The sequence below is a fragment of the uncultured Reyranella sp. genome, assembly GCF_945957355.1.
GTDB lineage: Bacteria > Pseudomonadota > Alphaproteobacteria > Reyranellales > Reyranellaceae > Reyranella.
Genome location: NZ_CAMFKM010000002.1, coordinates 380,034 through 394,003, shown reverse-complemented (window position 1 = coordinate 394,003; position 13,970 = coordinate 380,034). Strand labels below are relative to the sequence as shown.

Sequence of the window (13,970 nt, the reverse complement as noted above, 5' to 3'; positions counted from 1 at the left end):
GGCAAGGATAGGGCCGGCCGCAGCCGGCTAATCGGCCGAGGCGCCCGAGGCCTTGATGATGGGCAGCCACAGCGCGAGGTCGTCGCGGACCAGCTTCTGCGCTGCCGCCGGCGAGCCCGGCGGCAGCATCTCGATGCCCTGTCCCATCATCTTCTCGCGCACCTGCGGCAACTGGCCGATGCGGTTGATCTCGGCATTGAGACGCGTAACCACCGGCTCGGGCACGCCGGCCGGGACGGCGAAGCCCATCCAGGTGTTCACGACGTACTCCTTGACCCCGGCCTCGATCATCGTCGGTGCGTCGGGCAGGAGGGTGGAGCGCGACTCGCTGGTCACGGCCAGTGCCTTGAGCTTGCCGCCCCTGATCAGGCCGATGACCGTCGGCGTGTTGAAGAGGCCCATCGCCACCTCGCCGTTGGCGACGGCCTGGATGCCGGCCGGCGTTGCGCGATAGGGCACGTGCTGCAGCTTCACGCCGGTCCGCAACTCCAGCAGCACGCCGGACATGTGGTGGCTGGTGCCGACGCCGCCCGACGAGTAGGTGAGCTCGCCAGGCTTGGCGCGGGCCTGCGCCAACAGGTCGGCCACGGTTCTGGCCGGATTGTCGGGTGAAACGATCAGGACGTTGGAGACCCCGCCGGTCACCGCGACCATCGCGAGGTCCTTCAGCGGATCGTAGCCCGGAGTCTTGTAGAGGCCGATGTTGAACACCATCGTGCCCTGCGAGACCAGGCCCATCGTGTAGCCGTCGGCCGGAGCGCGGGCCAGCTCGGCGGTGGCGATCGTCCCACCTGCGCCGGTCTTGTTGTCGACCACTATGGTCTGCCCCAGAGACTTGCCCAGCTCCTCGGCGAAGACGCGCGCGACGATGTCGGCCGTGGCGCCGGGCGCCAGCGGCACGATCATGCGGATCGGCTTGGAAGGCCAGGCCTGCGCCATGCTCCTCGTCGAGACGACGGCCAATCCGGCCGCCAGCAGGGTTCTCTTCGTCAGGACCATGGCTTTCAGTCTCCTAGAGGCCGACAGACTTCGCGACCAGGGATGCGAGCTGCTTGCGCAAGCGCGCGACCAGCCCCTTCTCCGATCGCTTGCCGATCAGGTTCTTCATTTCATAGGGATCGCTCTTCAGGTCGTAGAGTTCGTCGCACGCGACACCGTCGAGCGATTTCTGCGTCCAGTGGATGTACTTGTGACGCTTGGTGCGGATCGCCTTGTAGCTCATGCCCACGAGCCACGGCATGGCGTTCTCGCTGAAGTATTCGCACATGAACGAGGTGCGCCAGCCCTTTGGCTTGGCGCCCTTTGCGAGGGGCTTCAGCGACTGACCTTGCATCGTCTTGAAGTCGGCCGCCTTGCCGCCCGCGAGGTCGACCAGGGTCGGCGCGATGTCGAGCGCGAGGACCAGTTCGTCGTTCAGCGTGCCCGGCTTGAACCAGGCGGGGTAGCGGATGAGGAACGGCGATTTGATGCCTTCCTCGTAGGCGAAGCGCCGCTCCGGTCCCAGCCCGTGCTCGCCGAAGAAGTAGCCGTTGTCGCCCAGGAACAGGATGAAGGTGTTGTCGAGCTCGCCATTCTCCTCGAGCACCTTGAAGATGTCGCCCATGCCCTCGTCGACCGAGGCCATCATCGCGGCGCGCAGGCGGATCTCCTCGTCGGTGCCCGCGAGGATTCCATCCAGCACCTTGCGCGAGGCCTCGTTGACCCTCATCGCATGGGCTTCCGTCCAGGCCGGCTTGTCCTTCACCACATCGGCGGCCGGCAGCGCATTGGGCCGGCGCGGAAAGTGTTCGCCCTTGTAGAGATCGGCATGGCGCGGCGCCGGGCGGTAGCCGCCATTCGTGAAATCGATCGTGCCGTCGGCCGCCTGGAAGGCATCGGGATGCACGGCCTTGTGCGCGAAGAACAGCGCGAAGGGCTTGTCGCGCTTCTTCTTCAGGAAGTCGACGGCGTGACCGTTCAGCAGGTCGGTGATGTAGCCTTCGTACTTCTTTTCCTTGCCGTCGATGTTCAACACCGGATCGATGATCGAGCCGTGGCCCGGAAAGCTCACCCACTTGTCATAGCCCGGCCGCGGACCGCCGGAATTGCCCATGTGCCACTTGCCGATATGGGCGGTTTCGTAGCCCAGGCGCTGCAGGATGACGTGGTAGTTCGGCAGGCGATGGCTGTGAGCGTCGCGCGCCACGTTGTCGATGATACCGTGGCGGCTGGCATACTGGCCGGTCAGGATCGAGGCGCGGTTGGGCGAGCAGAGCGGCGTCGTATGGAACGCCGAGGTGAACATCGCGCCTTCATGGCCGATCCGGTCGATGTTCGGCGTCTTCATGTAGGGATGGCCGCAGATCCCCAGCTCGTCGAACCGCAGGTCGTCGATCAGCACGATCAGAAAATTCGGTTTGCGCTTCTTTGCCACGATCGGGGTTCCCATTTTCGAAATTCCGGCAAGCACACCGCGTGCCGAAATCAAACTAGCGAGCGCTGTTGACGGAGACCAGAGCGTCGCGCCCATATCGGCCGCGAAAGGGAAAATCCATGACCGAGACTGCCCTGCCGCTGGCGGGATTGCGCGTATTGGACATCAGCTCATTCATCGCCGCGCCGGCCGCGGCCGTCGTGCTGGGCGACTGGGGCGCCGACGTCATCAAGGTCGAGGGACCGGACGGCGATCCCAACCGCCGGATCATGCAGGATTCGGCGAACTATCCGAAAAGCCCGGTCAACTACCCCTGGCAGATGGATTCGCGGAACAAGCGGTCCATCGTGCTGGATCTCAAGCAGGCCGACGCCCGCGCCGCGCTCGACCGGCTGATCGCGGTCTCCGACATCCTGATCTGCAACTTCCCGCCGCCGGTGCGCGACAAGCTGAAGCTCGCCTACGAGGACGTGAAGCAGGTGAACCCCAAGCTGATCTACGCCTCCCTCACCGGCTACGGCGAGAGCGGCCCCGATCGCGACCGGCCTGGTTTCGACGCGACCGCCTACTTCGCCCGCTCGGGCCTGCTCGATGCGCAGCGCTATGAGGGCGGGCCGCCGGGCGTGCCCGGACCCGCGCAGGGCGACCGCGCCACGGCGATGGCGCTGGTCTCGTCCATTCTGATGGCGCTGATCCATCGCATGAAGACCGGCGAAGGCTCCTGGGTCGGCACGTCGCTGCTCGGCAACGGCCTGTGGTCGTGCGGCGTGATTGCCCAGGCGGCCCTTGTCGGCGCGTTCCTGCCGCACCGGCCGCCGCCCGACCGGCCCCGGTCGGCGCTGGGCAACATCTATCGCACCGCCGACGACCGCTGGCTGCAGCTCACCATCGTGCGCACCGACAAACTGTGGGCGCCGCTCTGCCGGGCGATGGGACTGGAGTCCCTGATCGACGACCCGCGCTTCGCCACCGAGCCCGAGCGTCGCGCCCGCGCCGGCGAGTTGGCCGGCATCCTGAGCGATACCTTCGCCACGCAACCCTACGAGCATTGGCGCGACGCGCTGGCGGCGCACAGCGTCACCTTCGGCGTCATCAGCCGCCCGCAGGACGTTCCCGACGATGAGCAGGCCGTGGCCTGCGGCGCCGTGGTCGAGACGGCGATTCCCGACATGCCGCGCACCCTGGCCGATCCGATTCGCCTGGGCTTCGCCCGCCAGCGCATGGCGCATCCCGCGCCGGAACTCGGCGAGCACAGCGAGCAGGTGCTGCGCGAGGCCGGCATGAGTGCGCAGGAGGTGGCGGCTCTCAAGGCGAGCGGTGCGCTTCGATGACGCCAGACGAACCGCTGCCGCTGGCCGGCCTCACCGTCCTCGACATCAGTTCCTTCATCGCCGCGCCCGCCGCGGCGGCCGCGCTGGGTGACTACGGCGCCGATGTCATCAAGATCGAGCCGCCGGTCGACGGCGACCCGCATCGCAACAGTTTCCGCAACGCCAGCTACCCGCAGAGCGACCGGAACTTCCCGTGGCAGCTCGACGGTCGCCACAAGCGGTCGATCGCACTCGACCTCAAGACCGACGGCGCGCGCACCATCCTGGAGCGGCTGCTGAAGCGGGCCGACGTGATGATCGTGAACTTTCCGCCGCCGGCGCGAGAACGGCTGCGGCTGCGCTGGGAAGACATCGAGCCGATCAACCCGCGTCTGGTCTACTGCTCGCTCACCGGCTACGGCGAGACCGGCCCCGACCGCGACCGGCCGGGCTTCGACATCACCGCCTATTTCGGCCGTTCCGGCATCCTCGATGCGGCACGCTACGACGGCGGGCCGCCGGGGGTGTCGCTGCCGGCGCAGGGCGACCGCGCCACCGCCATGACCCTGGTGGCGGCGATCCTGATGGGCCTGAGGCGCCGCGACCAGACCGGCAAGGGCGGCTGGGTCGGCACCTCACTTTACGCCAACGGCGTCTGGGCCAACGGCACCACCGCCGCCGGCGCGCTGATCGGCGCGCAACTGCCGGTCCGTCCGCCGCCCGACAAGCCTCGCAATGCGCTGACCAACCTCTACCGCACCAAGGATGATCGCTGGCTGCAGCTCCTGATGGTCCGCGACGACCGGCTCTGGGCCACCTTCTGCGACATCGTCGAGCGGCCCGATCTTGCCTCCGATCCGAGATTTACCGGACGGCCGGAGCGGCGGGCCCATGCCCAGGAACTGCACGACCTGCTGGCACCGGTCTTCGCCTCGCGCCTGTATGCCGACTGGGAGAAGCGCCTGTCCGGTACCGGCATCCCCTTCGGGGTCATCGGACGGTTGGCCGACGTGATCGACGACGAACAGGCCGAACATGCCGGCATCTTTGCCGACACGGCCAATCCCGAGATTCCACGCACGGTGAACACGCCGATTCGCCTGGGCTTCGCCAGGCCGCGCACCGCCGGGCCTCCGCCCGAGGTCGGACAGCACAATGACGAGGTGCTGCGCGAGACCGGCTTCAGCGAGGAAGAGATCGCGGCTCTCAAAAAGGCCGGCGCTTTGGGGTAGGCTCTGCGGATGGCCTCCCGCTTCCGGACCTACGCCGAGTTCTGGCCCTTCTACCTGCGCGAGCACGCGAAGCCGTCCACGCGGGCGGTACACTATGTCGGCACCATCGCGTCCGCTGTCCTTCTGGTCTGGGCGATCGCGTCGCAGAACTGGTGGTGGCTGCTGGGCGTCCCCGTGTTCGGCTACGGGCCGGCCTGGTTCGGTCATTTCTTCATCGAGAAGAACAGGCCCGCCACCTTCGAGGCCCCCGTCTGGTCGCTGATCAGCGACTACAGGATGTGCGGCCTCTTCCTGACGGGCCGGCTCGGTGACGAGTTGATGAAACACCAGGTCCGCGCGCCGTAGAACGAGCCCGATTCGGAGGTACGCTGGCCCCTTGCTTCCCGGGGGGGCCGACGCCACATTGCGGGCGAACACCCCAATTCCGCTCGAGGACCCATGGAAACGATGCTGCAGGGCGCCGCACCGCAGGCTGCCCCCGCCGACCTGATCAAGGACAGCGACCAGACGAAGTTCGCCAAGGACGTGCTCGAAGCCTCGCGCACGGTGCCGGTGATCGTTGATTTCTGGGCACCGTGGTGTGGGCCGTGCAAGACGCTCCAGCCGATGATCGAGAAGGTCGTCAAGGAGGCCAAGGGCGCGGTCAAGCTGGTCAAGATCGATATCGACAAGAACCAGATGCTGGCCCAGCAGCTGCGCATCCAGTCGATCCCGGCCGTCTATGCCTTCTTCGGCGGCCGCCCGGTCGACGGTTTCATGGGCGCCGTCCCCGAGAGCCAGCTGAAGGAGTTCGTCGCCCGCCTCGTCCAGGCGTCCGGTGGCGCCGGCGATCCGGCCGCCGCGGAACTCGCCGAGCTGCTCGAGCAGGCCAAGGCCGCGATCGCGCAGAACGACATGGATACCGCGGCCCAGCTCTACAGCGAGATCCTGGGCGTCGAGCCGACCAACGTCGTGGCCCTCGCGGGCCTCGCGCGCTACCAGGTCTCGATCGGCGACGTCGAGCAGGCCAAGGAACTCCTCGAGCAGATCCCCGCCAAGGAGCGCAACGGCGCCGACGTCGTGGCCGCGCAGGCCGCGATCGACCTGGCCGAGAAGGCAAAGGACGCCGGCCCGATCGGAGACCTCAAGGCCAAGGCCGAGGCCAACCCGAAGGATTTCCAGGCGCGACTCGACCTCGCCATGGCCTACTGGGCCGGCAACCAGAAGCAGGAAGCCGTCGACGAGCTGCTCGCCATGATCAAGGCCGACCGCAACTGGAACGAAGCCGCTGCACGCCAGCAGCTCCTCAAGTTCTTCGAAGCGCTGGGCTTCACGGATCCGATCTCCGTCGACGGCCGCAAGCGCCTGTCGACGATCCTGTTCTCATGAGCCCCTCTTCATGAGTGATTCGGAGCGCTCCTCGCAGAGGCCGGCGCGCAATCCCTTCGAACCGACCTTCGAGCAGCTGCCCGAGACGCTGCCGATCTTCCCCCTGTCGGGCGTACTGTTGCTGCCCGGCGGCAAGCTGCCGCTCAACATCTTCGAGCCCCGCTACCTCGCCATGATCTCCGATGCCCTGGCGGGCTCGCGCATGATCGGCATGGTGCAGCCGGTCCAGCCCGGCGGTTTCGCCGGCGACGGGCTGCCGACGGAGTATGGGCCGCCCAGGGTGCACCGGGTCGGCTGCGCCGGGCGCATCACCAACTTCAACGAGACCGAGGACGGGCGGTTGATGCTGGTGCTGAGCGGCGTCTGCCGCTTCGACATCGTGCGCGAACTGGATCTCGCACAAGGCGGCTACCGCCGCGTCTCCTCTGTCTTCTCGCCCTATCGTGCCGATCTCGACCATGCCGACGACGTCGTCGAGCTCGACCGCGACCGGCTGATGGCGGCGCTGGCCGCCTTCTTCCGCGGGCGCCAGCTCTCGACCGACTGGGATGCCGTGAACAAGGCGGCAGACGCCAACCTCGTCACCTCGTTGTCGATGGTGCTGCCATTCGGCCCGGCCGAGAAGCAGGCCCTGCTCGAGGCCGCCGACAGCACGGCGCGCGCCAAGCTGCTCATCGCCTTCCTCGAAATGAACGCCTTCGGCGACGCGTCCGACACGCCGCCCAGCCGCAAGAACTGATCGTCAGTCGCCGTAGGGCACCGGCGTGGACAGCGTCGGCTCCTCGTGTCGCGCCCAGTAGAGTTCCTCGATTCGGCGCGTCAACGAGCCGGGCCGGCCGTCGCCGACGGGTCGGCCTTCGTAGTTCACGACCGGCATGATGCCGCCGGCCGTGCTGCTGATGAAGATTTCCTCCGCCTCGGCCACTTCGCGCGCCTGCACGGAGCGTACCTCGCAACGCAGCTGGAGCGCCTCGGCGATCTCCATCACGGTGCGGCGGGTGATGCCCTCGAACAGGCCGTGCGCCGGCGTCGCGAGCGCGCCATTGCGGACGACGAAGACGTTGAAGCCCGGGCCTTCCGTCACGGTGCCGTCGGCGGCCGGCATCAGCGCGATGGTCGCATCGCGGTCATAGGCCTCGAAGATCCCCATCGTCAGGTCGAGCCAGTGGAAGTTCTTGATCCGCTGGTCGAGCGATTCCGGGGGGATGCGCTGGGTATGCGACAGGATCATGCGCAGGCCTTCTTGCCGCTGGGCCTCGTCGGCGATCCAGACGAAAGGCTGCGCGAAGGCATAGAGGCGGTTGCGGCACAGGCGCGGGTCGCGCGTACCCGCCGGCGGCAACCCGCGGGTACAGGTCACCTGCACGTAGGCGTCGCGCAGGCCCGACCGGCTGGCACACTCGATCATGATGTCGGCGATCTGCTGCCCCGTCAGCGGCAGCGACATACGGAGACCGGCCATCGACGCCTGGAAGCGTTCGACATGGTCCATAAGCCGGAAGAAGCGCCCCTTCCAGACGTGCGCCACATCGTAAGTCGCATCGGAGCGGACGAAACCGCGATCGAGGATCGGGACCGCCGCCTCGGACAGCTTCATCCAGCGCCCGTCCATGTAGGCAACCCCCTTGATGGCGGCGGTCTCGCTGTCATGGTCCATTGTCGGGCCTCGATCCATTTCGGGTTCTCAGACCCGACCATGACTCATCGGGTTTCGATCGTCACATGCGCAAGTTCATGCACCGGCACGAGGCGTTCGCGAATGGCCTCCCGGCCGGCGGTGCCGGCGACACTGACGATCGCGGCGTGGGCGCCGGGGCCGATCTGCCAGATGTGCAGATCCGTGATGCGCGCATCGCCCGGCCCCTCGACCTGTTCCCGCACCTCGGCCTCGAGATGCGGATCGCTCGTGTCGAGCAGCACCGCGGAAGTGTCGCGCAGCAGGTTCCAGGCCCAGACCGCGATCACGACCCCGCCGACGATGCCCATCACGGGATCGAGCCAGACCCATCCGAGATAGCGGCCGGCCACCAGGGCGACGATCGCCAGGACGGAGGTCAGCGCATCGGCCACGACGTGGGCGAAGGCCGAGCGGAGATTGTTGTCGTGATGGCCGTGCCCTTGCCCATGCTCGTGCCCATGCTCTTGCCCGTGGTCATGATGATGGTCGTGATGGTGTTCATGGCCGTGCCCACCCGACAGCAGGAAGACGCTGGCAATGTTGACGACCAGGCCCACGATCGCGACGAGAGTCGCCTCGCCGAAGGCCACGGGTGAGGGATCGAAGAGGCGCCCGATGGACTCGGCAGCAATCCCCAGCGCGACCATCGCCAGGATCAGCGCCGACGCGAAGCCCGAGAGATCGCCGACCTTGCCCGTGCCGAAGGTGAACCGGCGATCGGCGGCATGCCGCCGCGCGAACGCATAGGCGGCGGCCGCCACGGCAAGGGCGCCGGCATGGGTCGCCATGTGGAAGCCGTCGGCCAGCAAGGCCATCGAATTGAAGACGATACCGGCGGCGATCTCGCCCACCATCATCGACGCCGTCAGCATCACGACCCACAGAGTGCGCCGTGCATTTTCATCGTGCCGCTCACCCAGGAACACGTGATCGTGCACAGGCGACTCGATATCGCGCGTGGTCATGCCGTCCTCCTCACTTGGCGTAACGGCGAACCACGGCGATGAGCTCCTCGGCACCCGCCGCGCGCGCGGCCGCGTCGAGCCCCGGCCGCGCGACATGCTCGCGCACATGATCCTCGATCAACTCGCCCATCAGGCCGTTGAGCGCGCCCCGCGCACCGGCGACCTGCTGAAGGACCGCGGAACAATCCGCGTCCTGCTCGACCGCCTTCTCGATCGCCGCCATCTGACCGGCGATCCGGCGGATACGCGCGACCAGCTGCGCCTTGTTCTTCTGGAGATGTGCCATAGTATACCCCCCTATACTAAACCCCCTGCCTTGGAAACCCGCATGTGGCATCGTCGGCGCGGGCTAGGGGTGCCGGTGGACGCCGTGCTATAAGGGCGGCACAAGAATCAGGGAAACACCGCACGATGAGCCCTCCGTCGGACGAACCCGCAGCTCCCCGCCGTGCCGGCGTGGATCCGAAGCTGCTCGAGATCCTCGTCTGCCCGGCGACGCACGGTCCGCTGGAGTACGATGCCGCGGCCGGCGAACTGATCAGCCGCAAGGCCGGCCTCGCCTATCCGATCCGCGACGGCATCCCCATCATGCTGGTCAGCGAAGCGCGCCCGCTGCGCGACGTGCCATGACCGCGGACTTCCCCAAGGCGGTGCCCGACGGCGGCAGCTACGAATTGGACGCGGCGCCGTGGCCCGTCGAGTTGCGGGTCTTCAAGGAGGAGGGACGGCTCGAGATCGACTTCTCCGACGGTCATGCCTGCGCGCTTTCCGCCGAGTACCTGCGCGTCGAGAGTCCGTCGGCCGAGGTACAAGGTCACGGTCCGAACCAGAAGAAGATCGTCGGCGGCCGCCGGCACGTGAAGATCGCAGCGGTCGAACCGGTCGGCCATTACGCGATCCGCATCGTGTTCGACGATCGGCACGACAGCGGCATCTACAGCTGGGCTTACCTCCGCGAGCTCAGCGAAACGCGAGCCGAGCGCTGGGCTGCCTACGAAGCCGCCCTCGCCCAGCGCGGCCTGAGCCGGGATACCTGACGAAACCTGACGAGCCACCCATGAAGATCATCATTGCCGGCGCCGGAATCGGCGGATTGACCGCAGCCATGTGCCTGCATCGCGCAGGACACGACGTCCAAGTGTACGAGGCGGTGTCGGAGATGCGGCCGCTCGGGGTCGGCATCAACATCCAGGCCGGCGCGGTGCGCATCCTGTGCAGCCTGGGGCTCGAGCCCGCCCTCGCCGCCACCGCCATCGAGACGCGCGAGCTGCGCTATGCCAACCGCCACGGCCAGACGATCTGGGCCGACCCGCGCGGGCGCCATGCCGGCCTTCCCTGGCCGCAATTCTCGATCCATCGCGGCGAGTTGCAGATGATCCTGGTTCATGCGGCCCGGGAAATGCTGGGCGCGGACCGTATTCGGATGGGGCGGCGCATCGCGCGCTTCGCACAGCATCACGGCAAGGTCTCCGCACAGTTCGTCGATCGCGACGGCATGCCCGTCGAGAACGTCGAGGCAGACATCCTGATCGGCGCCGATGGCATACACTCCGCGGTGCGTGCGCACTACTACCCGGACGAGGGCCCGCCCAAGTGGCAGGGCATCCTGATGTGGCGCGGCGTGACCGTGGGCAAGCCCTTCCTGGGCGGCAACACGATGGTGCAGGCCGGCCATCACAATCAGAAATTCGTCTGCTATCCGATCAGCCGTGCCCATGCCGACCGCGGCGAGGCGCTGATCAACTGGATCTGCGACCTCCACATGGGCGATGGCGCCCTGCCCTCGCGCGAGGACTGGAACAAGCCGGGCCGGCTGGAGGACTTCCTGCCGCGCTTCGCCGATTGGAACTTCGGCTGGCTCGACGTGCCGGACGTCATCCGCAACGCCCATACGATCCTGGAATTCCCCATGGTCGATCGCGATCCGCTGCCGCGCTGGAGCCATGGCCGCATCACCCTGCTGGGCGATGCGGCCCATCCCATGTATCCGATCGGCTCCAACGGCGCCTCGCAGGCGATCCTCGACGGCGAGGCGATCACGCAGGAGCTGGCGGTCGGCGACGATCCCGAGGCCGCGCTCAAGCGCTACGAGGAGCGCCGCCTGCCGCCCACCGCGCGGATCGTCGAGAGCAACCGGCGCAAGGGGATCGACGTCATGCTCGACATCGTCGAACAGCGCGCGCCGCAGGGATTCACCGATCTCGAAACCGTGCTGCCGTCGGACGAGCTCGAAAAGATCGTCGGCGACTACAAGAAGCTCGTCACGCAGGACCGCGAGACGCTGCTGAAGCTCGCCGCCGCCGCGAAGTGACCGGCCCAAAAGAAAACCGGCCCCTCTCGGGACCGGCCGTGGCAGCGGTTTAAACCGACCATCACATCGCCGGCCGCTACCGAGGAGTAATATGCCCGAGAGCGATGACGAATTTATGGCTATGACGCAGTCAATTTGCGACCTTTCGCGGAGACCGCGCACGTGAGTCTCGCCCGCGCGATCGCGACGGTCGGTGGATTCACGCTGCTGAGCCGCATCGTGGGTTTCGTGCGCGACATCGTGCTGTCGGCGGTGCTGGGTTCCGGCGCTGTGGCGGACGCGTTCTTCGTGGCCTTCAAGCTTCCCAACTTCTTCCGCCGCCTGTTCGCCGAGGGCGCCTTCTCGGCCGCTTTCGTCCCACTGTTCGCCCGCGAACTCACGGGTGGCGGCCGCGAGGAGGCAATGGCCTTCGCGCGCCAGGCCCAGGCCGCGCTGCTGCTGGTGCTGGTTCCGTTCACCGCGCTGCTGATCCTCGCGATGCCCTGGGTGATGGTCCTGCTGGCACCCGGCATGCGCGACGATGCGCCGACCTTTGCCATGGCCGTCGAGTTCGGCCGCATCGCTTTCCCGTACCTGCTGTTCATCTCGCTTACTTCGTTGTACGGCGGCGTGCTGAACGGCATCGACCGCTTCGCCCATGTCGCCGCGACGCCCGTTCTCCTCAATCTCACCCTGATCGCCGCCGTACTGGGGCTGACGCCGATCCTTCCCAATGCGGGCTATGCCGCCTCGATCGGCGTGGCGATCGCGGGCGTCCTGCAATGGGTCTGGCTGATGGTCGCCTGCGGCCGCGAGGACGTCGCCATGGCGCTGGTGCGGCCGCGCTGGACGCCGCGGGTGGCGCGGCTGGTCAAGCTCGCGACACCGGTCGCGATCGGCGGCGGGGTGCAGCAGATCAGCGTCGTACTCGACGTCGTCTGGGCCTCGCTGCTCCCGGTGGGCACGATCTCGGCGCTCTACTACGCCGACCGCATCGCCCAGCTGCCGCTCGGGGTCGTTGGCATCGCCATCGGCACCGCACTGCTGCCATTGCTCGCCCGCGAGCTGCGCGCCGGCAACACGCAGTCGGCCATGACCAACCAGAATCGCGCCCTCGAGTTTGGCCTGCTGTTCAGCCTGCCGGCCGCCGTGGCGCTGTGGTTGCTGGCCGATCCGATCATCCGCGTCCTGTTCGAGCGCGGCCGATTCCTGCCCGAGGACACGCTGCGCACCGCGAGCGCGCTCGCCGCCCTGGCCGTGGGCCTCCCGGCCTTCGTGCTGGTCAAGGCGCTGGCCCCCGGCTTCTTCGCCCGCGAGGATACCCGTACGCCGCTCTACATCGCCGTAGCGGCGATCACCGCCAACGTCCTGTTGAATGTCTATTTCCTGTTCGCCACGTCGCTGGAGCTGGTCGGCATCGCGCTAGCCTCCTCGCTGTCGGGCTGGCTGAACGCGGCGCTGCTGGCCGCCGTCTTGCGCCGGCGCGAGCAATGGATCCCGGACGGCCGATTGATCTCGCGCGGCATCCGTATCGCTGGCGCCAGCGCCGGCATGGGGGCGGCCCTCTGGTTCGGTCTGCACTGGCTCGCCCGGCCCCTGTCGCGCGCCGACGTCGAGGGCGGCGTGGCGCTGGCCGGCATCTGCCTGATCGGAATCGTGGCCTATGCGGTGCTGGGCGCCGCACTCGGTGTCGTGAGAATCTCCGAGCTGCGCTACGTGATGCGCCGCCAGCCTGGCCTCAGGTCAGCCGACCCAGGCGAACAACCGTGACGCCGGGCCGCAACGGCCGGCTCGACGAGGGCATGACCAGCACGCAATCGTCGTAGGGCGTCGTCACAGGCTCGTCGTCGTCGTGGCCCAGCACGGTGCCCGCCTTCGCGATCACGTCCTGGCCCTCGAAGCGCTGCGCCGGCGTGAAGTTGCCGCGCTTCGTGGCGATCGCATGGGTCACCTCGACGACTCGCTGGCTGGCCGGCGTCGGTTGGCGCCACCCGGCCGGCAGATCAGACTCCTCGAGCGCTCCGGTTTCGACAAGGAAGCGCGCCGTCACGTCCTTGGCGACGACGACCGAAGAGGCGCGCCAGTGCTGGCCTGTCTCGATCAGCAGGGCATTCTTGGGGCTGTCGGGATCGCCGAACCCGCCATAGTCGCGCATGCGCATGCCGGCGGCGTGGCCTGCATCGCGCACGATGTCGACCGGGGTGCCGATCTTCTTTGCGAAGGCCACGCCCTTGTCGAGCGGGCCGGACAGCATCAGCGGCACGCAATCGTCATGCATCGAATGGAGATCGAGCAGCAGGTCGGCGCGCTCGACGAAGGGCTTCAGCACCTGGGCGCGCCGCGTCTCGACGGTGGTCGCGGGCTGGTCGAGGCGGCCCCAGACGCGGTTGAAATCCTCGTCGACCAGGCGCGACTTGAAGGGCGTGCGCCGATCGAACGAGTGATAGGCCTCGATGTTGTTGAATGACAGGATCAGCGTGCCCCTGCGCGGCTTCACCTTCAGTCCGAGCAGCGCATCGACCACGATGGCCCCGGAGACCTCGTTGCCGTGGGTCAGCGACGCCACCATGACCGTCGGTCCGGGCTCACCGCTCTCCAGCACGTGGATATAGGGGGCGGCCCCCTTCTCCCACTGGCGCAGGTCAGGAAAGGCGAACTCGATCGGCGGCGTATCGGACATGTTTCGGACCATCGGCAGGTTGCACCGTTCCTTC

At 67.5% G+C, this 13,970-nt stretch carries 15 protein-coding genes; 9 read left to right on the top strand and 6 right to left on the bottom strand.

Translation table 11 applies throughout. The features are described 5' to 3' along the window. Nucleotides 1–27: 27 nt before the first annotated feature. Together Q0Q48_RS04960 and Q0Q48_RS04955 are read right to left on the bottom strand one after the other, a co-directional pair. On the bottom strand, nucleotides 28–999 hold the full coding sequence (locus Q0Q48_RS04960) for a tripartite tricarboxylate transporter substrate binding protein (protein WP_295134882.1): 972 nt from the start codon (nucleotides 997–999) through the stop codon (nucleotides 28–30). 13 nt (nucleotides 1,000–1,012) lie between these two features. Next, nucleotides 1,013–2,428 carry a sulfatase-like hydrolase/transferase gene (locus tag Q0Q48_RS04955; RefSeq protein ID WP_295134879.1) on the bottom strand — a complete coding sequence of 472 codons (1,416 nt, stop codon included), beginning with the start codon at nucleotides 2,426–2,428 and terminating at the stop codon, nucleotides 1,013–1,015. A 104-nt stretch (nucleotides 2,429–2,532) separates the two neighbouring features. On the opposite strand from Q0Q48_RS04955, the gene Q0Q48_RS04950 reads away from it, so the two are divergent. The 5 genes from Q0Q48_RS04950 to Q0Q48_RS04930 all read left to right on the top strand — a co-directional run bounded on the left by Q0Q48_RS04950 (nucleotide 2,533) and on the right by Q0Q48_RS04930 (nucleotide 7,062). Then, nucleotides 2,533–3,744 carry a CoA transferase gene (locus tag Q0Q48_RS04950; RefSeq protein WP_295134876.1) on the top strand — a complete coding sequence of 404 codons (1,212 nt, stop codon included), beginning with the start codon at nucleotides 2,533–2,535 and terminating at the stop codon, nucleotides 3,742–3,744. Continuing rightward, nucleotides 3,741–4,955 (top strand): CaiB/BaiF CoA-transferase family protein, encoded by a 1,215-nt coding sequence (locus Q0Q48_RS04945; RefSeq protein ID WP_295134873.1) that lies wholly within the window; start codon nucleotides 3,741–3,743, stop codon nucleotides 4,953–4,955. Before Q0Q48_RS04950 ends, Q0Q48_RS04945 begins: the two co-directional genes overlap by 4 nt. A 9-nt stretch (nucleotides 4,956–4,964) precedes the next feature. Beyond that, a complete protein-coding gene (locus Q0Q48_RS04940) occupies nucleotides 4,965–5,300 on the top strand; it encodes a DUF962 domain-containing protein (protein WP_295134870.1) in 336 nt (111 codons plus the stop codon). Between the two features lie 93 nt (nucleotides 5,301–5,393). Next, the gene (gene trxA, locus Q0Q48_RS04935) at nucleotides 5,394–6,323 is read left to right on the top strand and encodes a thioredoxin (RefSeq protein WP_295134867.1); all 930 of its coding nucleotides are present in this window, start codon (nucleotides 5,394–5,396) and stop codon (nucleotides 6,321–6,323) included. A 10-nt stretch (nucleotides 6,324–6,333) separates the two neighbouring features. After that, on the top strand, nucleotides 6,334–7,062 hold the full coding sequence (locus Q0Q48_RS04930; RefSeq protein WP_295134863.1) for an LON peptidase substrate-binding domain-containing protein: 729 nt from the start codon (nucleotides 6,334–6,336) through the stop codon (nucleotides 7,060–7,062). A gap of 3 nt (nucleotides 7,063–7,065) precedes the next feature. Here Q0Q48_RS04930 and Q0Q48_RS04925 read toward each other — a convergent pair whose 3' ends face one another. From Q0Q48_RS04925 to Q0Q48_RS04915, 3 genes are read right to left on the bottom strand one after another with little or no spacing between them, the layout of a single operon-like run. Next, nucleotides 7,066–7,980: an aminotransferase class IV gene (locus Q0Q48_RS04925; RefSeq protein WP_295134860.1), complete on the bottom strand. Its 915-nt coding sequence runs from the start codon at nucleotides 7,978–7,980 to the stop codon at nucleotides 7,066–7,068. A gap of 44 nt (nucleotides 7,981–8,024) precedes the next feature. After that, complete coding sequence (gene dmeF / locus Q0Q48_RS04920; RefSeq protein ID WP_295134856.1) at nucleotides 8,025–8,966, bottom strand: CDF family Co(II)/Ni(II) efflux transporter DmeF; 942 nt, start codon at nucleotides 8,964–8,966, stop codon at nucleotides 8,025–8,027. A gap of 10 nt (nucleotides 8,967–8,976) precedes the next feature. After that, nucleotides 8,977–9,252 carry a metal/formaldehyde-sensitive transcriptional repressor gene (locus Q0Q48_RS04915; RefSeq protein WP_295134853.1) on the bottom strand — a complete coding sequence of 92 codons (276 nt, stop codon included), beginning with the start codon at nucleotides 9,250–9,252 and terminating at the stop codon, nucleotides 8,977–8,979. Between the two features lie 125 nt (nucleotides 9,253–9,377). Between Q0Q48_RS04915 and Q0Q48_RS04910 the strand changes: the two genes are divergently transcribed. The 4 genes from Q0Q48_RS04910 to murJ all read left to right on the top strand — a co-directional run bounded on the left by Q0Q48_RS04910 (nucleotide 9,378) and on the right by murJ (nucleotide 13,026). Further along, nucleotides 9,378–9,596 (top strand): Trm112 family protein, encoded by a 219-nt coding sequence (locus tag Q0Q48_RS04910; protein ID WP_295134850.1) that lies wholly within the window; start codon nucleotides 9,378–9,380, stop codon nucleotides 9,594–9,596. Between the two features lie 44 nt (nucleotides 9,597–9,640). After that, nucleotides 9,641–10,003 (top strand): DUF971 domain-containing protein, encoded by a 363-nt coding sequence (locus Q0Q48_RS04905; RefSeq protein ID WP_295135214.1) that lies wholly within the window; start codon nucleotides 9,641–9,643, stop codon nucleotides 10,001–10,003. A 20-nt stretch (nucleotides 10,004–10,023) separates the two neighbouring features. After that, nucleotides 10,024–11,277 carry a flavin-dependent oxidoreductase gene (locus Q0Q48_RS04900; RefSeq protein ID WP_295134847.1) on the top strand — a complete coding sequence of 418 codons (1,254 nt, stop codon included), beginning with the start codon at nucleotides 10,024–10,026 and terminating at the stop codon, nucleotides 11,275–11,277. 162 nt (nucleotides 11,278–11,439) lie between these two features. Beyond that, nucleotides 11,440–13,026 carry a murein biosynthesis integral membrane protein MurJ gene (gene murJ / locus Q0Q48_RS04895; RefSeq protein WP_295134844.1) on the top strand — a complete coding sequence of 529 codons (1,587 nt, stop codon included), beginning with the start codon at nucleotides 11,440–11,442 and terminating at the stop codon, nucleotides 13,024–13,026. Here murJ and Q0Q48_RS04890 read toward each other — a convergent pair. Next, complete coding sequence (locus tag Q0Q48_RS04890) at nucleotides 12,995–13,936, bottom strand: succinylglutamate desuccinylase/aspartoacylase family protein (protein WP_295134841.1); 942 nt, start codon at nucleotides 13,934–13,936, stop codon at nucleotides 12,995–12,997. The genes murJ and Q0Q48_RS04890 overlap by 32 nt on opposite strands. Between the last annotated feature and the right edge of the window lie 34 nt (nucleotides 13,937–13,970).